Annotated in this window: 17 protein-coding genes; 6 read left to right on the forward strand and 11 right to left on the reverse strand. The window is 70.6% G+C overall.

All coding sequences use genetic code 11. The annotated features are described in order from the left end of the window. Positions 1 to 54: 54 nt before the first annotated feature. From rpsI to SALPAC6_RS0105400, 5 genes are all read right to left on the reverse strand, one after another. Positions 55 to 519, reverse strand: a complete 465-nt coding sequence (rpsI, locus tag SALPAC6_RS0105380; RefSeq protein WP_018222625.1) for a 30S ribosomal protein S9 — start codon at positions 517 to 519, stop codon at positions 55 to 57. 20 nt (positions 520 to 539) lie between these two features. After that, the gene (rplM, locus tag SALPAC6_RS0105385; protein ID WP_018217015.1) at positions 540 to 983 is read right to left on the reverse strand and encodes a 50S ribosomal protein L13; all 444 of its coding nucleotides are present in this window, start codon (positions 981 to 983) and stop codon (positions 540 to 542) included. 243 nt (positions 984 to 1,226) lie between these two features. Next, complete coding sequence (locus tag SALPAC6_RS0105390) at positions 1,227 to 2,597, reverse strand: NarK family nitrate/nitrite MFS transporter (RefSeq protein WP_018252424.1); 1,371 nt, start codon at positions 2,595 to 2,597, stop codon at positions 1,227 to 1,229. A 199-nt stretch (positions 2,598 to 2,796) separates the two neighbouring features. Continuing rightward, entirely contained in the window at positions 2,797 to 3,102 is a 306-nt protein-coding gene (locus SALPAC6_RS0105395) for a type II toxin-antitoxin system PemK/MazF family toxin (RefSeq protein ID WP_018252425.1), read from the reverse strand. Then, positions 3,080 to 3,337: a DUF6364 family protein gene (locus SALPAC6_RS0105400; RefSeq protein ID WP_018252426.1), complete on the reverse strand. Its 258-nt coding sequence runs from the start codon at positions 3,335 to 3,337 to the stop codon at positions 3,080 to 3,082. Before SALPAC6_RS0105400 ends, SALPAC6_RS0105395 begins: the two co-directional genes overlap by 23 nt. A gap of 211 nt (positions 3,338 to 3,548) precedes the next feature. On the opposite strand from SALPAC6_RS0105400, the gene SALPAC6_RS0105405 reads away from it, so the two are divergent. Genes SALPAC6_RS0105405 through SALPAC6_RS0105425 form a run of 5 tightly spaced genes read left to right on the forward strand, consistent with a single transcriptional unit; the run spans position 3,549 to position 10,979 of the window. After that, positions 3,549 to 5,606 (forward strand): molybdopterin oxidoreductase family protein, encoded by a 2,058-nt coding sequence (locus SALPAC6_RS0105405; protein ID WP_018252427.1) that lies wholly within the window; start codon positions 3,549 to 3,551, stop codon positions 5,604 to 5,606. Continuing rightward, complete coding sequence (locus tag SALPAC6_RS0105410) at positions 5,603 to 7,039, forward strand: FAD-dependent oxidoreductase (RefSeq protein WP_018252428.1); 1,437 nt, start codon at positions 5,603 to 5,605, stop codon at positions 7,037 to 7,039. Before SALPAC6_RS0105405 ends, SALPAC6_RS0105410 begins: the two co-directional genes overlap by 4 nt. Next, a complete protein-coding gene (gene nirB, locus SALPAC6_RS0105415; RefSeq protein WP_020493542.1) occupies positions 7,036 to 9,549 on the forward strand; it encodes a nitrite reductase large subunit NirB in 2,514 nt (837 codons plus the stop codon). The genes SALPAC6_RS0105410 and nirB overlap by 4 nt, the downstream gene beginning before the upstream one ends. Continuing rightward, entirely contained in the window at positions 9,546 to 9,890 is a 345-nt protein-coding gene (gene nirD / locus SALPAC6_RS0105420; RefSeq protein ID WP_018252430.1) for a nitrite reductase small subunit NirD, read from the forward strand. Before nirB ends, nirD begins: the two co-directional genes overlap by 4 nt. After that, on the forward strand, positions 9,891 to 10,979 hold the full coding sequence (locus SALPAC6_RS0105425; RefSeq protein WP_018252431.1) for a uroporphyrinogen-III synthase: 1,089 nt from the start codon (positions 9,891 to 9,893) through the stop codon (positions 10,977 to 10,979). 87 nt (positions 10,980 to 11,066) lie between these two features. Here SALPAC6_RS0105425 and SALPAC6_RS0105430 read toward each other — a convergent pair whose 3' ends face one another. The 4 genes from SALPAC6_RS0105430 to SALPAC6_RS0105445 form a co-directional block, all read right to left on the reverse strand. Continuing rightward, on the reverse strand, positions 11,067 to 11,684 hold the full coding sequence (locus SALPAC6_RS0105430; RefSeq protein WP_018252432.1) for a GTP-binding protein: 618 nt from the start codon (positions 11,682 to 11,684) through the stop codon (positions 11,067 to 11,069). Then, positions 11,665 to 12,030 (reverse strand): DUF742 domain-containing protein, encoded by a 366-nt coding sequence (locus SALPAC6_RS0105435; RefSeq protein WP_018252433.1) that lies wholly within the window; start codon positions 12,028 to 12,030, stop codon positions 11,665 to 11,667. Before SALPAC6_RS0105435 ends, SALPAC6_RS0105430 begins: the two co-directional genes overlap by 20 nt. 86 nt (positions 12,031 to 12,116) lie before the next feature. Then, complete coding sequence (locus SALPAC6_RS0105440; protein WP_018252434.1) at positions 12,117 to 12,524, reverse strand: roadblock/LC7 domain-containing protein; 408 nt, start codon at positions 12,522 to 12,524, stop codon at positions 12,117 to 12,119. Beyond that, positions 12,524 to 15,658 carry a sensor histidine kinase gene (locus tag SALPAC6_RS0105445; RefSeq protein WP_018252435.1) on the reverse strand — a complete coding sequence of 1,045 codons (3,135 nt, stop codon included), beginning with the start codon at positions 15,656 to 15,658 and terminating at the stop codon, positions 12,524 to 12,526. The genes SALPAC6_RS0105440 and SALPAC6_RS0105445 overlap by 1 nt, the downstream gene beginning before the upstream one ends. A gap of 435 nt (positions 15,659 to 16,093) precedes the next feature. Here SALPAC6_RS0105445 and SALPAC6_RS0105450 point away from each other — a divergent pair, with 435 nt between their 5' ends. Beyond that, a complete protein-coding gene (locus tag SALPAC6_RS0105450) occupies positions 16,094 to 17,272 on the forward strand; it encodes an ABC transporter substrate-binding protein (protein ID WP_018252436.1) in 1,179 nt (392 codons plus the stop codon). Between the two features lie 55 nt (positions 17,273 to 17,327). Here the strand turns inward: SALPAC6_RS0105450 and SALPAC6_RS0105455 are convergent, their stop codons facing one another. Both SALPAC6_RS0105455 and SALPAC6_RS0105460 read right to left on the reverse strand, forming a co-directional pair. Continuing rightward, positions 17,328 to 18,176, reverse strand: a complete 849-nt coding sequence (locus SALPAC6_RS0105455; protein ID WP_018252437.1) for an ABC transporter permease — start codon at positions 18,174 to 18,176, stop codon at positions 17,328 to 17,330. A gap of 86 nt (positions 18,177 to 18,262) precedes the next feature. After that, entirely contained in the window at positions 18,263 to 19,282 is a 1,020-nt protein-coding gene (locus SALPAC6_RS0105460; RefSeq protein ID WP_018252438.1) for an ABC transporter substrate-binding protein, read from the reverse strand. Positions 19,283 to 19,457: the final 175 nt, after the last annotated feature.

A 19,457-nucleotide genomic window follows, 5' to 3' on the forward strand; every position in this document is an offset into this window, starting at 1 on the left:
CCGTTCGCAGGAGGCGGCCCGGCCGTCGTTAGAAGTACAACGAGCAGCTGATGGTCAGCGCTTCGAGTACTGAGGAGCCTTACGGGCCTTCTTGAGGCCGTACTTCTTGCTTTCCTTGACCCGCGCGTCCCGGGTCAGGAAGCCGGCCTTCTTGAGCGCCGGGCGGTCGTCCGGCTCGCTGGCGATCAGCGCGCGGGCGATAGCCAGCCGGAGCGCGCCGGCCTGACCGGTGGTGCCGCCGCCCCGCAGGTTCGCGATGACGTCGAACTCCTCCGCCTTCTCGGTGGTGACCAGCGGGTCCTTGATCAGCTGCTGGTGCACCTTGCTCGGGAAGTACGCCTCAAGGTCCCGGCCATTGCAGGTGATCTTGCCAGTGCCCGGGACGATACGGACCCGGACGATAGCCTCCTTGCGGCGACCCACGGTCTGGATCGGCCGGTCGCCAAGGGGCGCGCGGACGACGGGCGCCAGCGCCTCGGCGGCCTCGGGGGCGACCTCGGTGGCGATGATGTCGGTCATGCTGCTTCCTTCGCCCGCGCTCACTGCGCGATCTGCTTGATCTCGAACGGCACTGGCTGCTGCGCGCCGTGCGGGTGCTCGGCACCGGCGTAGACCTTCAGCTTCTTGATGAGCTTCCGGCCCAGCTTGTTGTGCGGGAGCATGCCCTTCACGGCCAGCTCAACGGCCCGCTCGGGGCGCTTGGTCAGCAGCTCGTCGTAACCAACCTGCTTGAGGCCGCCGGGGTAACCGGAGTGCCGGTAAGCGATCTTCTGCTGCCGCTTGTTGCCGGTCAGCGCGACCTTGCCGGCGTTCACGATGACGACGAAGTCGCCCGTGTCGACGTGCGGCGCGAAAGTCGGCTTGTGCTTGCCGCGCAGCAGCGTGGCGGCGTGGGTGGCCAAGCGGCCCAGCACGACATCAGAGGCGTCGATAACGTGCCACTGACGCTCGATCTCACCCGGCTTCGGGCTGTACGTACGCACAGGTTTACCTTGTCTCGTCGTCGGTCTGGGGCCTGCGCGCCGGGGTGACCATGACTTTCAGGCCGAGCCAACGCGCACGAACGACCAAGCGCACCTCAGACGGCACGCCCCTAGATGTCGCACAACAGCAGGTAACGATACCCAACGCCGGGCCGGCCGGCAAAACGGGGTCCGGTTGGCCCGGCCGGCGGGGCCGGGACGGGCTGGTTTCCCGCCCACGGCACAGACCAATGATGACCGAAATCACACCCGAGCCGAGGCCAGCCGCGCCCCCGGGCGTAGGTAGACCGCCCACGTCAGCACGGTCAGCACCAGGAAGAAAACGACATAGAACCACAGCGCGGGCTGAATGCTGCCGTACGCCGACTTCGCCCACGCGTAGCAGATGGGAACCAGGAAGCCGCCGAAGGCGCCGATCGCGGAGATGATCCCAAGGGCCCCGGCCGCCTGCCGGCGCATGGCGCGCATGGTCTCCGGCGAACCGCCGAGCTCCTCCCCCCGCACCTGGAAGATCCGAGAGATCATCCGGTACGTCGATCCGTTGCCGACCCCGGTGGCCACGAACAACAGCATGAACGCCAGGAAGAACAGCTCCAGCCAGCGCTCCCGCACCGACCACAGCGCCAGGTACGCACCGCCGGTCATCAACACGAAGCTGGCCACGGTGACCCGGGCGCCACCGATGGAGTCGGCGAGACGACCGCCGAAGGGTCGGCACAGGGAGCCCACCGCCGCACCGAGGAACGCCCAGGACAGCGCGATGTCGGGCCGGCCGAAGACCCCGTTGAGCAGCGTCGGGAAGGCCGCCGAGTAGCCGATGAACGAGCCGAACGTGCCGACGTACAGCAACGACATGATCCAGGTGTTCCGGTCTCGCAGCGAGGACCACACCGGCCCTACGTCCGCCTTGGCCTCGACCAGGTTGTCCATGAACAGGTAGGCACAGACCGCGGCGATCACCGCGAGCGGGAGGTACATCAGGCCGGCTCGGGCCAGCGCGAGGCCACCGCCGAGCACGATCACCTGCGGCACCAGGAACTGCACGACGGCGACCCCGATGTTGCCGCCCGCCGCGTTCAGCCCGAGTGCCCACCCCTTCTCCCGCTCCGGATAGAAGAACGAGATGTTCGCCATGCTGGAGGCGAAGTTTCCGCCGCCGAGGCCGGCCGTGGCGGCGATCAGCAGCAGCGGCACGAAGCCGATCTCCGGGTGCTGCACCGCCCAGGCCAACCCGGCAGCCGGGATGATCAGCAGCAGGGCGGAGACCACGGTCCAGTTCCGCCCGCCGAAGACCGGCACCGCGAAGGTGTAGGGCAGTCGCAGCAGCGCGCCGACGCCACTGGGCACGGCGGTCAGCCAGAGCGCCTGGCTGGTTGTCAGCGTCCAGCCGACATCATCCAGCCGGACCACCACGATGCTCCAGAGCAACCAGACGGAGAAGCCGATGTGCTCCGCGAAGATCGAATAGATGAGATTGCGCCGGGCGACGCCCCGACCGACGGTCCGCCAGAAGTGATCGTCCTCCGGAGCCCAGCGGCCGATCCAGCGGCCCCGGCCGCGTTGCAGGTCGACCTCCTCCGCCGTGGTCGTCGCGGGCACGCTCGTCGTCGTCATCAGGCGCTCCTTCCGGCCAGGCCGTCCTGGCCCGCCGGCCGCACCGGCTGGTCGGTGTCGAGCGGGCCCGGCTGGATCCTAGAAAGCCGGCGTTACCGCAGCGTTCGTCGCCGGATTCGGGGAGGCAACGGTGCTCGCACCGGGCTGCCCACCGACCCGTGAGGAGCGCTGTCGGTCAGCGGGGCGATCGGCGGGTGACTCAGAGCTGTTGCAGGATGCGCAGCGCGCGGCTGACCCGACGCATGACCTCGTGGTCGGCCACGTCCACCCACTCGGAGAACCACTGCTTCATCGGCGAGGAGAGCCGGTCCGGCATCACCACCCGCTCGCCCATCGACACCGCGAGGGGAGAGTCCCGCAGCAGCGCCGTCTCCACCACCTCCGCCACGATCACGATCGGCACGGCGGTGGAGTTGTAGACGTCGGAGCTGACGACCAGACCCAGCCGCTCCCGGGCCCCCGAGATCCGCCAGACCTCGCCCCTACGCAGCACGCGGACGGCCACTGCGGAGCAGGTCGTCAACCAGCCCCACCTCGTGGGCGTCCGCGAGCGCGGCGGCTTCCCAGTCGAGACCGGCCCGACTGACCGCGTCGGCGTGGGCGGAGAAGACCGCCCGCAGCGTCTTCTCCCGAGCGGCCTGGTCCATCCAGGCGGACAGGGAGAGCCCCTCGCGTCGGGCGAACCACCGGGCCTGCTCGATCGTCTCGTCGGCGAGCGACAGGGTCACCTTGGCAGTCATGCCGGCAGCCTACCCAGGGGTGGGACCATCAGTCAGCCCGCCGAGATGGTGCGCCCGACTTGACCGGACCGAAACACACGGGAACCGGGCCGGAAACCCCCTACCGGCACGCTTCACCGGCATGACAGACGGTACGCGCCCCGCTACCGCATCCGAACAACCCGACCCCGAGGCCGCGACGCACTGCCCGTACTGTGCTCTCCAGTGTGGGATGACCCTGCGCGAGACGGCCGGCGAGGTGGCCGTACTCCCCCGCTGGTTCCCCACCAACCAGGGCGGGCTCTGCCAGAAGGGCTGGACCGCCGCCGAGCTACTGGACCACCCGGATCGCCTCACCACCCCGCTGCTTCGCGACCCGGCCAGCGGCGAGCTGCGCCCGGCGAGCTGGGACGCGGCCCTGGACCGGATCGTCACAGGCATCCGCACCGTCCAGGCCGGCCACGGGCGGGACGCGGTCGCCGTCTTCGGCGGCGGTGGCCTCACCAACGAGAAGGCGTACGCGCTGGGCAAGTTCGCCCGGGTGGTGCTCCGGACCCGACACATCGACTACAACGGGCGGTTCTGCATGTCGTCGGCAGCGGCCGCCGGGATGCGTGCCTTCGGTGTCGACCGGGGTCTCCCCTTCCCCCTGTCCGACCTGGGCGCCGCCGACGCCCTGCTGCTGGTCGGCGCGAACCCGGCCGAGACGATGCCTCCACTGGTGCGCCGGCTGGCCGAGCAACGCCGCCGAGGGGGGCGGCTGATCGTGGTGGATCCGCGCGTCACCGCCACCGCCCGCCAGGCCGACCTGCACCTACAGCCGCTGCCCGGCACCGACCTGGCGGTGGCCAACGCGCTGCTGCACATCGCGCTCGCCGAGGGGTTCGTTGACCACAGCTACGTCGCCGGACGCACCACCGGCTTCGACGACGTCCGCCGGGCGGTGGCGGAGTGGTGGCCAGCCCGCGCCGAGGCGCTCTCCGGGGTGTCGGTGGCCGATCTGGAGACGACCGCACGTGCGCTTGGCGGCGCCCGGCGGGCGATCGTCCTCACCGCCCGCGGTGCCGAGCAACACGCCAAGGGAGTCGACACCGTCACCGGGTACGTGAACCTGGCGCTCGCCCTCGGCCTGCCCGGTCGCCCCGGCTCCGGTTACGGCTGCCTGACCGGGCAGGGCAACGGCCAGGGCGGCCGGGAACACGGCCAGAAGGCCGACCAGCTTCCCGGCTACCGGCGCATCGACAACCCCGCCGACCGCGAGCACGTCGCCGCGGTCTGGGGTGTACCAGCGGAGGACCTACCGGGGCCCGGGGTACCCGCGTACCGGTTGCTGGACTCGCTCGGCACCCCGGACGGGCCGAAGGCGCTGCTGGTATTCGGCTCCAACCCGGTGGTCTCCGCGCCCCGGGCGGCCCGGATCGAGGGCCGCCTGCACGACCTCGACCTGCTGGTGGTCGTCGACTTCCTGCGCTCCGAGACGGCTGCCCTCGCCGACGTGGTGCTGCCAACCGCGCAGTGGGCCGAGGAGGACGGCACCATGACCAACCTGGAGGGACGGGTCCTGCGTCGGCGGGCGCTCCGCACACCACCGCCCGGCGTCCGCACCGACCTGGAACTCCTCGCCGCCCTCGCCGCGGCGCTGGAGCATGGCCCCGAACGCCCTGCCCACCGGGACCGAGGGCCCGCCCTCTCGCCCGAGCCACAGGTGGTGTTCGAGGAGCTCCGAGCGGCCTCGGCCGGCGGGCTCGCCGACTACGCCGGGATCAGCTGGGAGCGGATCGACGCGCAGGAGGGGGCGTTCTGGCCCTGCCCGGAGATCGACGGGCCGGACACCCCCCGACTCTTCGCCGACCGGTTCCCCACCCCCGACGGACGCGCCCGATTCCACCCCGTGCAGCACCGACCCGCCGCGGAGCAGGTGTGCGCCGCCTACCCGCTGCACTTCACCACCGGACGGGTGCTCGCCCAGTACCAGTCGGGAACTCAGACCCGCCGGGTGCCCGCGCTGCACCGGGCCGCGCCAGCGGCCTTCGTCGAACTGCATCCGGACGTGGCCGGCCGGCTGGGCGTGACCGATGGCGAGCCGGTCCGGGTGCGCTCCCGCCGGGGCGAGCTGGTCGCGCCGGCCCGGCTCAGCCCGGCGATTCGGCCGGACACCGTCTTCGCCCCGTTCCACTGGGGCGGCACCGCCCGCGCCAACACGGTCACCAACGACGCCGTTGACCCGATCTCCGGAATGCCGGAATTCAAGATCTGTGCGGTCCGAGTGGAGAAGGTGGCGGCGACATGACCAACCGCATCGTGATCGTCGGCAATGGAATGGCCGGCACCCGTCTCGCCGGTGAGCTCTCCGCGCGCGGCGGGGACGGAAGAGTCACCGTGCTCGGGGCAGAACCGCACCGCGCATACAACCGGATCATGCTCTCCACCCTGCTGACCGGAGCGATCGGGGAGCCGGACATGCGGCTGGCCGAGGTCGCCGGGCACGGAGTCGACCTGCGCACCGGGGTCTGCGTCACCGCGATCGACCGCAGGGACCGTGCGGTCCGCACCGACCGGGGCGACCAGATCCACTACGACCACCTGGTCCTGGCCACCGGTGGCCGTGCCGTTGTCCCCCCGCTGACCGGCCTGACCGGCGGGGAACTGCCGGAACGGGTGGTGGCGTTTCGCACCCTGGATGACTGCCGCCGCATCCTCGCCGTAGCTGACCGGGCCCACCGCGTGCTGGTGCTCGGCGGCGGGCTACTCGGTCTGGAGGCGGCCCGCGGGCTCGCCGGCCGCGGGCTCGAGGTGACGGTGGTGCACCCGGTGCCGTACCTGATGGAGCGGCAACTCGACCCGGCCGCGGCGGCCGTGCTCGCCCGTACGCTCGCCGGCCTCGGGGTCACCACCCGGCTGGCCGTACCGGCCACCGCCGTGGTCGCCGGCCCCCGCGGCGTCCGCCTCGAGCTGGCCGACGGCCGGTCGCTCGCCGCCGACCTGCTGGTGCTTGCCTGCGGCATACGTCCGGACACCGCGCTCGCCACCGCCGCCGGCCTGGCCGTACGGCGGGGGGTGCTGGTCGACGACCAGCTACGCACCAACGACCAGCGCATCTCGGCCATCGGCGACTGCGCCCAGCACGGCGACGCCCTGACCGGCCTGGTGGCCCCGGCCTGGGCGCAGGCACGGGTGTTGGCACAGGTGCTCAGCGGCGCGGACCCGTCGGCCCGCTACCGGCCGAAACCGGTAGTGACCCGACTCAAGACCGCCGGCATCGACCTGGCGGCGATGGGTGACCCCGGCGAGGGCCCCGGTGAGGAACTGACCTTCACGGACCCGGCCGGTGGCACGTACGCCCGACTGCGAATCAACCACGAACGGGTGACCGCCGCGATCCTGCTGGGCGACAACCCGTCCGTCGGTACGGTCATCCAGCTCTTCGACCGGGGACAGCCGGTGCCCAGCGACCGGCGGTCGCTGCTGCTCGGCCGGGCACTCAGCCCGGGGTCAGCGGAACCGGCCACGACACCGGCGCTGATGCCGGCCGCGGCGACGGTCTGCCACTGCAACAACGTCAACAAGGGAGCACTGGTGGAGAGTTGGCGCAGCGGGGCGCGGACGGTTGACGAGGTGGTGGCGGAGACCCGCGCCGGTACGGGCTGCGGCTCCTGCCGGGACGCGGTCGCCGGCATCGTCGAGTGGCTCTCCACCGTGGAATCGGTGGAGGTGGGACGATGAGGCAAGGCCGACTGGTGGTCGTCGGCAACGGAATGGTCGGTCAGCGTTTCGTGGACGCGTTGTGCGCCCGCGACAGCGACGGTCGATGGCGGGTAACCGTGCTCGGCGAGGAGCCCCGACCCGCGTACGACCGGGTGCGTCTCTCCGCCCTCTTCGACGGGGTGGGCGCCGCCGAGCTGAACCTGCACACCCCGGATCCGCGGGTACGGCTGCGGCTCGGTGCGCCGGTCACCACGATCGACCGGACCCGACGCGTCGTGACGACGACCGCCGACGAGTACCCGTACGACGCACTGGTGTTGGCGACCGGCTCGTACCCCTTCGTGCCGCCGATCGACGGCGTCGACCTGCCGGGCGTCTTCACCTACCGCACCCTGGACGACCTGGCCGCGATCCGCGCGCACGCCCGGGGCTGCCGGCGGGGCGCGGTGATCGGCGGTGGGCTGCTCGGCCTGGAGGCGGCGAACGCGCTGCGGCTACTCGGGCTCGTCACCACCGTCGTGGAGTTCGCGCCGCGGCTGATGCCGGTGCAGGTGGACACCGCCGGCGGGGCGCTGCTGCGCCGCTACGTCGAGGAGCTGGGCGTCGCCTGCCACCTCGGGGTCGCCACCAGCGCGCTGCGCCCCGGCCCGGACGGCGCGGTGGCCCGGCTGGAGCTGGCGGACGGCGGTCGGGTGGACGCCGACCTGGTCGTCGTGGCGGCCGGTATCCGCCCCCGGGACGAGCTGGCCCGCGCCGCCGACCTGCCCCTCGGCCGCCGCGGCGGGGTGCTGGTTGACCGCGCCTGCCGCAGTGCCGACGAGCGGATCTGGGCGGTCGGCGAGTGCGCCGCCGTGGACGGCACCTGCCACGGTCTGGTCGCCCCCGGCTACGCGATGGCGGAGACGGTGGCCGACCGGCTGGTCGGTGGGGCGGCCACCGTCCCCGACGCGGACACCGCCACCAAGCTCAAGCTGCTCGGCGTGGACGTCGCCTCCTTCGGCGACGCCCACGGCACCACTCCGGGCTCCCTCGACGTGACCTTCACCGACCCGGCCACCCGGGTCTACGCGAAGCTGGTCCTCTCCGACGATGCGCAGACGCTGCTCGGCGGCGTGCTGGTCGGCGACGCCGACGCGTACCCGACGTTGCGGGCCAGCGTCGGTCAGGCGCTGCCCGCCGCGCCGCTCGCCCTGCTCGCCCCGGCCGGTGCGGGCCCCGGGGCGGCGGCGCTCCCCGGCTCCACGCAGGTCTGCTCCTGCAACGCGGTGACCCGCGCCGACCTGGACGCGGCGATCGCCGGCGGCGCGGCCGACGTGCCGACGCTCAAGGCGTGCACCCGGGCCGGCACCAGCTGTGGCTCCTGCGTACCGATGCTCCGGCAGCTACTCGACGCCGCCGGAGTTGGGCAGCCCCGCGGGCTCTGCGAACACTTCGAGGTGAGCCGCCAGGAGCTCTTCGACCTGATCCGGGTCCGGGGGATTCGCACCTTCTCCCGCCTGATCGCCGAGTACGGCCGGGGAGATGGCTGTGACATCTGCAAGCCGGTGGTGGCGTCAATCCTGGCCTCCCTCGGCACCGGGCACCTCCTCGACGGCGAGCGGGCGTCGCTACAGGACACCAATGACCACTTCCTGGCCAACCTGCAGCGGGACGGCAGCTACTCGGTCGTGCCCCGAATCCCCGGCGGCGAGATCACCCCGGAGAAGCTGATCGTGCTCGGCGAGGTGGCTCGGGACTTCGCGCTCTACACGAAGATCACCGGTGGGCAGCGCATCGATCTGCTCGGCGCGCGGGTGGAGCAGTTGCCGCAGATCTGGCGCCGGCTGGTCAACGCGGGCTTCGAATCCGGCCACGCCTACGGCAAGGCACTGCGGACGGTGAAGTCGTGCGTCGGGTCCACCTGGTGCCGGTACGGGGTGCAGGACTCGGTCGGGTTGGCCATCGCGTTGGAGCTGCGCTACCGCGGGCTCCGCGCCCCCCACAAGATCAAAGCTGCGGTCTCCGGCTGTGCTCGGGAGTGCGCCGAGGCGCGCGGCAAGGACTTCGGCATCATCGCCACCGACGCTGGCTGGAACCTCTACGTCGGCGGCAACGGCGGATTCCGGCCCCGACACGCCGACCTCTTCGCCACCGACCTGACTACCGAGGCGCTGGTACGACTGGTCGACCGCTTCCTGATGTACTACATCCGCACCGCGGACCGGCTACAACGTACCGCCGCCTGGATCGAGGCGATGGACCGCGGCCTCGAGCACCTCAGCGCGGTCATCGTGGACGACTCGCTCGGGCTCTGCGCCGAGCTGGACGCGGCGATAGCCCACCACGTGGGGTCGTACTCCGACGAGTGGCGCGACGTCCTCGAGGATCCGGCCCGGTTGGGCCGGTTCACCTCGTTCGTCAACGCTCCCGAGGTGCCCGACCCCTCCATCCGGTTCACCGAGGAACGTGGGCAACGGGTACCTGCGCGGGCTGGGGAGACCGGGAACCAACAGCCGGTCGGGCTGGGAATGCCGCAGGTGCGGCGATGACCGGCCAGCCGCGGGGGTGGACGGTGGTCTGTCCACTGACCCGCCTTGACCCGGGTCGAGGGGTGGCCGCGCTCGTTGACGGCGTCCAGGTGGCGCTGTTCCGTACCGCCGCCAACCTCTTCGCCCTCGACAACCGGGACCCGGTCACCGATGCGTACGTGCTCTCGCGCGGAATCGTGGGCAGCCGGGGCGAGGTGCCGACAGTCGCCTCCCCACTACACAAACAGGCATACGACCTGCGTACCGGAGACTGCCTGGACCTGCCGGGCGTCGCGGTCCGGTGGCACGAGGTGCGGTGCCGGGCCGGGCTGGTCGAGGTACGACTGCGAGAGGAGGCGTAGATGCGCGACGAACTGGCCGGCTTCACCGTCGGGGTGACCGCCGACCGGCGTCGGGACGAACTGGCGACGCTGCTTCAGCGGCACGGGGCTCGGGTGGTCTTCGCGCCGGCCCTGCGGATCGTGCCACTCGCCGACGACACCGAACTGCGCGCGGCGACGCGGGCCTGCCTCGAGCGACCGCCGGATGTTCTGATGGCCGACACCGGGATCGGGATGCGGGGCTGGCTGGAGGCGGCCGAAGGCTGGGGGCTGGCTGAGCCGCTGCGCGCAGCGCTGCGCGGGGCGTACGTGGTGGCGCGCGGCCCGAAGGCCCGCGGCGCGATCCGGGCCGCCGGCCTGCACGATCAGTGGTCGCCCGCCTCGGAGAGCTGCGCCGAGGTGGTGGAGCACCTGCGTGACCGGGGGGTGGCCGGCCAGGTGATCGCCATGCAACTGCACGGCGGAGCACAACCCGAGTGTACGAGGGCGCTGGTTGCAGCCGGCGCGACCGTGATCACGGTGCCGGTCTACCGCTGGGTCCCGCCGACCGACCTGACACCGCTGCATCGGCTGATCGACCTGGTTGCCGATCGGATGGTGGACGCGGTGACGTTCACCTCGGCGCCTGCGGCCGAGGCGTTGCTGCGCGCCGCCGGAGACCGGACCGACCGGGTGCTCGACGCGTTCCGGGGCACGGTGCTGGCGAGTTGCGTGGGGACGGTTACCGCGGAGCCGCTGCGGCGACGGGGGGTGCCGGTCAGCGCTCCCGAGCGAGCCCGGCTGGGCGCTCTGGTCCGCACGATCGTTGCGGAGTTGCCGCGGCGCGCGGTCACCCTGAAAGCCGCCGGCCACCTACTCACCCTGCGCGGGCACGCCGCCGTGGTCGATGGTGAGCTGCGACCGCTGGCGCCGGCCCCGATGGCGGTACTGCGGACCCTGGCGGCCTCCCCGGGGCGGGTCCTGTCCCGGGCGACGCTGCTCCGGACGCTGCCGCGCGGGGCGGACGAGCACGCGGTGGAGATGGCGGTGGCCCGGCTGCGTGCCGGGCTGAAGGCCCCCAGGGCGGTGCAGACGGTGGTGAAGCGCGGCTACCGCCTCCGGGTCGACTGACGCGGAGGCGCCACAGACCCGGCCCGCAGCTAGGTGGCGGGCCGGGCTCGCGGACCGATACCGGGGGTGCCGGTCACCGGCACCGGCTCACCCGACCGGAGTCGGGAAACCGCGGTTGTGCTCGGCCTGTAGGCGGCTCATGGCGTGCTCGACGACGGTCACCAGCACCTGCTTGACCGAGTCCCGGCTGCGCGCATCGGTCAGCACGAGCGGCACGTCCGCCGGGATGGCGAGCGCCTCGCGCACCTCCGCCAACTCGTAGTCGGGGGCACCGTCGAACCGGTTGAGCGCGACCACGTACGGCAGTTGGCGGTTTTCGAAGTAGTCCAGCGGGGCGAAGGCATCGGTGATCCGGCGGGTGTCCACCAGGACGGCCGCACCGACCGCACCACGAATGATCTCGTCCCACATGAACCAGAACCGGGTCTGGCCGGGTGTGCCGAACAGGTACAGGATCAGATCCTGCGCCATGGTGATCCGGCCGAAGTCCATGGCGACTGTCGTCGTCTCTTTGCCCGGCACCTTGGACGGATCATCGATGCCGACACCGGCTGTGGTCATGATCGCCTCAGTGGTCAGCGGTGTGATCTCCGAGATCGCCCCGACCAGCGTCGTCTTTCCGACGCCGAAGCCCCCCGCGACGACGATCTTCGCGGAGATGATCTCCCGGCTCGCACTGGCGGGGTCATAGTTCGCGAAGTCCACTTAGCACCCTTCCAAGCAGGTTCATCCGCTCCACGAACCCCATCGTGGGAGCGGCAGTGTGTAGCGTCAGCAAGCCCTCGGCCACCATGTCGGCCACCAGTACCCGGGTTACGCCGAGGGGCATCCGGGTGTACGCGGCGATCTCCGCCAACGACTGCGCCCGGCCCTCACAAATCGTCGCGATGCGGTGCTTGTCGTGCCCCGCGAAACGGGACTCGGCAGCCGCCGTGGCGCTCGCGGACAGCACCGCCTCCAGGGTGATGTCCCGCTGCGGCTCGGTCCGGCCCCGAGTAACCGCATACGGGCGCACCAGCTCCCCACGTGGTTCGGTCCGCCGGCCTTCCATCCGCTGTCACCTCCCCTCTCGCCCGATCGGTGCCCCTTCGGCGCCGGATCTACTCTTCTCGGGCGGCGCTGTCCGGAGCCCAATGATCATGACGACACCGCGTCCCGAGGCAACGGCACCAGTGCGGCACCGACCCGTTCCACCAGGAGTGCCATCTCGTAGCCGACCTGTCCGACATCGCAGCTACGGGCAGCGAGTACCGCCATTGACGACCCGTCACTGATCGACATCAGGAAGAGGTAGCCGCTGTCCATCTCGATGACCGTCTGCAGCACCCCGCCGGCGCTGAACATGCGGGACGCGCCGTCGGTCAGGCTCACCACGCCGGAGGTGATCGCCGCGAGCTGATCTGCGCGGTCCGCGGGCAGATCCCGGGACGAGGCTAGCAGCAGCCCGTCGGCGGACACCGCAACCACGTGAGCGATGCCCGCCACGCTGTCGGCGAAGTTACTGAGCAGCCAACCCATGTCCTGCATGGTCGCTGAGCTGTTCATCAGCTCGTCTCCTTGCTCGAGGTGCTGTTGGGGTCCGAGCCGGCCGCACGGCCGCGCTGCACGCCACGGTGATATGCCGACAGCAGGCCACGGACTTCATCCGGCGTCCGGCGGGTCCGTTCCCGGGCCCGGGGCTCGATCCCACCGGGAACGAGTTGCGCCTTCGGCACCCGCTTCGGCAAACCGGAACGGGTAGTACCACCATTGGTCGGCTCGGCAGCCTGGCTGGCCCGACTCCAACCCTCATCCGCGACGGTGCGCCACGCATCGCCACCGCCGGCCGGGGGCCCGGAGGCACTCGGCGACGCCGGAGGCACGCTCGTCGGCGACGCGGCCGGAGGCCCGGAGGCACTCGGCGACGCCGGAGGCACGCTCGTCGGCGACGCGGCCGGAGGACCGGAGGCACTCGGCGACGCCGGAGGCACGCTCATCGGCGACGCGGCGGGCGGAGGCCCGGCGGAAGCAGGGGCGGCGGAGTACGACGACGCCGGGGTGGCCGCCGGCGGAGTCGTCGTCGTTCCGGGCACCCGGGTGGGTAGCTGCGGCTTGGCTGGGAAGCTCGCCGTCTCGGACGGGTCCTGGTCGAAGTCCGGCCGGGTGAAGATAGCGGTCGCATCATTGCCGTGCGTCCGGAACCAGACCGCCTCCATCTCCCGGAAGATCGGGGCCTCCGCCGGCGGCGGCGTCGGCGCCGCCGGTGGCGCCGACATGGGCGTCGCGGCGATCGATGCGGTAGCGGCCAGGTCCGCGCCGAGCCCACCGGTCAGCGTGCTGTCGGCGCCGAGTGGAGTGGCTGGCGGTGGGTCGACTGGCGACGGTGGGGTGGCAGCCACAGTGGGAAAGGCCGCAGTCGCCACTGAGGATTCACCCGAGGGTTTCCGTTGCGGCAGTGGGTACGACGCCGTGGGGGCATCACCGAGGCCACCAGCGGCGCTGAGGCTGGGATCGGTACCGGTCACCCCGCCGGTCTGGTCCGGCACCACGCTGGCAACAGCCGGCGTCGCCCACGGGGCTGGCTCAGGCTGCCGCTGCTCCGGCAGAATAGCGGCGCTCGTGGCGACCGCCACCGGCTCACCAAAGCCGACCGAGGTGGCCGGGCCCTGCTCCACCGCGAGCTGCTGGCGAGGTCGGGTGAGCTGGGCTGGCCCCCGCCCGACGGGCAGCACCACCGCGGCCGTCGGCAGGGTTACCTGGGCGACGATGCCCCCCTCAACGTTGCGGCGCAGCTCGACGCGAATGCCGTGCCGATCAGCGAGCCGGCTCACCACGGCCAGGCCCATCAGCCGGAACGCCGCGACGTCGACGCTCTGCGGCTCCGCCAGCCGCCGGTTGAGCGAGTCGAGCTGCTCGTCGGAGAGGCCGAGACCACGGTCCTCGACCTGGATGAGCACGTAGTCGCGGATCCGCCGCCCGTCAGCGACCACAGTGGTGTTCGGCGGCGAAAAGCGGGTGGCGTTGTCGAGTAGTTCGGCGACGAGCCGGACCACGTCGTTGACCACGTGGGCGGCCACCGACACGTCCGTGTCGACGGTTCCGAACTCGATCCGGTTGTAGAGCTCGACCTCGGACTGCGCGGCCCGCAGCACGTCCACCAGGAGAGCGTCCTCCCGCCGGGGTACGGCCGAGTCGGCTCCAGCGAGGACCAGTAGGTTCTCGTCGTTGCGACGCATTCGGGTGGCCAGGTGGTCCAGTTCAAAGAGTCGGGCCAGCCGCTTCGGGTCCTCCTCACCACGCTCGATCGCGTCCAGTTCCCCGATCATCCGGTCAACCAGTGTCTGACTCCGTCGGGCCAGGTTGAGGAACATCGCTGAGACGTTGGTCCGCAGCGCAGCCTGCTCCGCCGCCACCCGGACCGCCTCCCGGTGCACCACGTTGAAGGCGACGGCGACCTGACCAACCTCGTCCTGGTTGGTGAGCCGAATCGGTGCGCGGATCTCCCGAACGATTTCGTCAACCCCGCCCTCGTCAACCGCCTCCATGTTCTGCAGGCGACGTACTGCTTCCGGCAGATCGTGGTTGGCCACGGCCAGGGCGCCCTCTCGCAGCCGGTGCAGCGAGTGGTTCAGCGAACGGGCCAGCACCACGGCCAGGGTGACCGCGATGATCAGGGTCAACAGCACCAGCAGCGCCTCGATGAAGGCCTGCCGGAGGACGTCCGAACGGTTCTGCTCGGTATCGGCGAGCAGCTCCGCCTGGAGCCGGGTCTCGGTCCACCGCATGAGGTCGTGGACGGCGCCGAGGGCTGCGCTGGCCTCCTCCGCGCTCATCAGGGACTGCTGCCCGACCGAGCGGGCGATGTCCACGGCGACGGTGTCCGACAGCGTGACCGCATCGCCCGAGATGGTGTTCTCCACGAACGAGCGTTGCCCCGGATCCGCCGCGAGGGCGAAGGCGAGCAGCGCCTCCTGCCGGCTGGTCAACGTCGCCACGAAGGAGGAGTACTGCTCCTCGTCGAAGCCGCTGGCGCTCAACGCGGTATAGGCGACGGACTCTTCCTCGGCGACTGCGGCCTTCGCCCGGGCGAAGGCCGCGACCGCCCGCCGGGACTCTGCCAGCCGCTCGTCGCCTGGGAGCTGGGCGAGGCCGTCGCCGTAGGCCACCAGGTCCGCCAGGATGACGCCGTAGCGCAACGCTGACTCGGCAACCGCCATCTGCTTACGGTCCAGCACCTGCTGCCGAATCGCGTCCAGTGTCTCGAGGTGCCCGTCGATGGCCACCACCCGGTCGCTGACGGTGGCCGGCAGCTCGTCGAAGAGGTCGCGTTCCTCCCGGTAGGCCTGCACCCGGTCGTCGGTACTACGCACCCGCAGGTTGTAGGCGTCGGCGGCCTCTTTCGCCTCTCCCGGTGACGCGATATAGGCCGCAGCCGCCATTCGTTCGGCATGCAGGTCCTGAGTGAGGGCCGAGATGTCGATAGAGAGCTCGGTGAGCGCTTTGGCCCGCGTGGCGTCGTACGCACCCTCGCCGACTGTGATCAGACGAACAGTCGCCAGCGCGATGACCGCGGCGACCGGCACGACCAGGATCAGCGCCAGCTTCGAGCGGATTCGCGCATTGCGGAGCTGAGGCAACCAGCGCCGCTTCGGCCGCTCAGTGCCGCCGCTTACGGGCAGGGTCGTCGGTCCGGTGCTCACGACATCGCCTCCGTCATTCCATCCACGCCTGAACCGCCGACCCATGTCTGGTCCAGCAGAAGAGAAACCATGCGCGGCACGGCCGCGATTTCATCAGACGGGACGGGATTTGGGAAGTCGAGCTGAAGCCGGAAAGGCCGGATGACGGCCAGCCGATGCCACAGTCCACGAATGCTGCCTATTCAACACCGCTCTGAACAGGCAATGTAGACGCGCATTGGTGTAGCAATGCTGCATGGTGACCAAGCGTAAACTTTACGTTACCCCAGCATGTGAGATCCTCGTCCCGAAACGCCTCTGCCGGGCCCGCTTGACCACAGGGCCCGACATTGGCAAGGTTTTCCAGGCTGCGCGCACACCGTACGGGAAAAGTGATCGATATCCCAGCGATAGCGAACGATCCGCTGGCTCCCGTGCCGTACCTGGAGGACAACGTTGAGCCCCATCCGCTCCGCAACCGCGGCACTCACCTCGGCTGTACTGGCCGCCACGCTCACCGCCTGCCAGCTCGGCACGGAGGAGCGAGACACCAGCCCGATCATCGTCGCCGCCGACCTCGAACTGTCCGGTCCCGGCGCACCACTGGGCAAGACCTACCGACGGGCTCTCGAGCTCAAAGCCGAACAGCTCAACTCATCCGGCGCGCTGAACGGTCGGCAGATCGAGCTCCGGGTCAAGGACAACCGCTCCGATGTGAGCGAGTCCCTCCGCAACGTCACCGACTTCAGCACCGACCCTCAGGTCAGCGCGATCGTCATGGGCGGTTGTAACGAATGCGCGATGGGCGCGGTGGAGACCGTCAACGGGCAGCAGGTGCCGATGGTGGCGCTGGCCGGCGCCGATGCCATCGCCACCCCGGCAACGGAACGCCGGTACGTGTTCAAGCTGGCTCCGAACGCACCGGACAGCGCCGAAGCCCTCGCTGTCGAGCTTCGCCGCAACAAGATCGACGAGGTGGCGGTACTGCGTGGCGACGACGCCTACGGCAAGGAGGGGCTCGCAGTCCTCGAGGCCACGCTGGACAAGGCGGACATCGAGGTACAGGACGTGAAGACCGTCCGCGCCACCGACACCGACGTCTCCAGCCAGATCACCGCGCTGGCGGAGTACGAGCCCGAGGCACTGGTGCTCTGGGCCCCCGCCGAGCAGGCCGGCCTCGCCGCCGTCGCCGCACGGGAGGCCGACTTCGAGGGTGCGCTCTACTTCGATGCCTCGGCTGCGGGTGAGCTCTTCCTCGGTACGACGGCACAGGCCGCGGAGAACGCCACAATGGTCTTCACCCAGACCATGGTGATCGACGACGTGATCGCCACCACCCCGGCGAAGGCGGCACGGCGACAGTGGTTCCAGGACTACACCGCCCGCTTCGGCGGGTACCACGGCTCGTCCTCATTCGCCGCGGATGCCCTCCAGCTCATCGCCGACGCCGCCATGCGCTCGGCCGGCAGCGCCGGCGAGCCCGACCGGGAGGGCATCCGGAACGTGCTGGAAACCTCACAGTTGGACGGTCTCTCCGGCCCGATCCGGCTGACTCCGGACAACCACTCCGGTCTCATGCCGCAGGCACTGACCACTCTGGTCGCGCGCAACGGCCGCTGGCATCTGGCCGGGTGACACCTCCGCCCGGCCCGGTCGCACCGGGCCGGGCGGTCTGGTCACGCCGGCCGGGTCACCGAGCCGACGTGGTCGCGCGAACCCACGGCAGGGCGAGCCGTTCGACGAGGTGAACCACGGAGTAGAGCCCGATGCTCATCGCGGCGATCAACACGATCGCCGCCCACGCCGTCGCCGTTTCCCCGATCCCGTTGTACTGCAGGATCTGATAGCCCAGGCCCGGCTGGTCCGAGTAGAACTCCCCGATCACCGCCCCGATGGCGGCCAGTGGCATTGCCACCTTGAGCCCGACGAAGACCTGCGGTAGCGCGGCCGGGAAGCGCACCTTTCGGAACGACTGCCACCAGGAGGCGTGCAGCGACCGCGCCAGTTCGGCCAGGTCCGCCGGGGTGGTGGTCAGACCAGTCGCGGTGGAGAGCACGATCGGGAAGAAGCAGAGCAGGAACACCATGGTCAGGACCGGCTTTGCGCCCCAGCCGAACGACACCACGAGGAGCGGGCCAAGCGCGATCTTCGGCACCGCGTTGACGGCGACGAGCAGCGGCGCGAACATCCGCTCGAGGTGTCGAGACGCGGCTAGCGCAATCCCGATCAGCACCCCGGCGGCCGCCGAGAGTAGGAAGCCCACCACCGTCATCACGGTGGTGATCCCGAGCGCGGGGATGAGCACACCGCTCCGTTCGGCCATCGAGGCCGCGACGGCCTGCGGTGGCGGCAAGGCGGCCGGGTGCACGAGGCCGAACCCTGTGGTGACCAGCCACCAACAGGCCAGTGCGATCACCAGTCCGAGTAACGGAAGCCCGGCGTCCCCCACTGGGATCGCGTGCCGTCGGCGGGCGGCCGGCGCGGGCGGGTTGACCACCCCTGCCGGCGGCCCCTCGGGGCGGGTCCGGGTCTCGGTCACAGCCTCCCTCCTTCCTGCCGGCTGCGGGCCGGCACACGGCGGGGGTGCGGACCGGGTTCCGGTCCGCACCCCCGAACGGTGGTCGATCAGGCCTTCGGTGTGAGGCTGAAGTCGATGACCTGGTCGGGCTCGAGCTCCTGCTTGAGCTGCCCCGCACCTCGCAGAATGGCGATGCTCTTCGCCACGCGGGCACTATCCAGTGTGCCCAGCGCCGCACCACTGTTGCTGGACCGGACGTAGCCGGCCATCAGCTCCAGCTCCGCCTGGGCGGACTCGACGTTCGTCGATTCCACGTTCTTCTTCAACAGCTCGGCTGACTCCTGCGGGTTGTCCAATGCGTACTCCAGGCCCCTCAACAGGGCTTCGCTGAACCGCTTCACCATCTCCGGCTTTTCCTTGGCGATAGTCGTGGAGGTGATCAGCACGTTGCCGTAGAGGTCCTGCATGTACTCGCTGTACGGCAGCATGACCGCCTTCTTCTTGGCGATCGCCTCAATAGTCGGCTGGCCCACGACGAACTGCCCGATGCCGTCGACCGTGCCGGCGGCGAGGGTGCCCATCAGGTCCTGCGGCTGACCGTTGACCCAGGTCACCTTGCTCGCGTCAACACCGGCCAACTCCGCGTACGTGGGGAAGAGGTTACGGACCACCGAGGTGGGGGAGTCCGCGATCTTCTTGCCCTCGAGGTCCTTCGGCGTGGCGATGTTCGTACCCTCGACGGTGGCGATGCCGGCCATGGTGCGCTGCTGGATTGCGGCGACGACGACGAAGTCCTTGGCCTCGCCGTTGCCGAACTGGAGCAGGCTACCGGTGAGGTCGACCGGCCCGAAGTCGGCCTGGCCGCCGGAGACCGTCTGAATGGTGCTGCCGGTGCCCTGCCCCGGCTTGATCTCGACATCAAAACCCGCGTCGCGGAAGAAACCCTTCTCCTTCGCCACCCAGGCGTAGGAGTCCCGGCCGAAGTTTCCGAAGGAAGTGAGGTAGGTGACCTTCTCCATCGCGCCGTCACCCCCCTCGGTGGATTCCGAGTCACTGCTACACGCCCCAACCATCGCCAGCGCGGCGGCCATCGTGGTCGCGGCGACCGCACGAGTCAGCCTTCTCATCAGTGCACCTTGTCCTTTCCGACCGGGGCCGAGAGCCACCGGAGGGGTAGTCGGGTGGCGGCGGCCGAAGGGTGAAGCCGGCGCCACCATCGTGAGGGGACTTCTCGGGGGCACAGCGTACGAGAAAACCGCTGCCCTGCCGCCAGGTATGCCGGGTTGCGGAACGGACACAACT

It is taken from the genome of Salinispora mooreana (assembly GCF_000379065.1).
GTDB classification, from domain to species: Bacteria; Actinomycetota; Actinomycetes; order Mycobacteriales; family Micromonosporaceae; genus Micromonospora; species Micromonospora mooreana.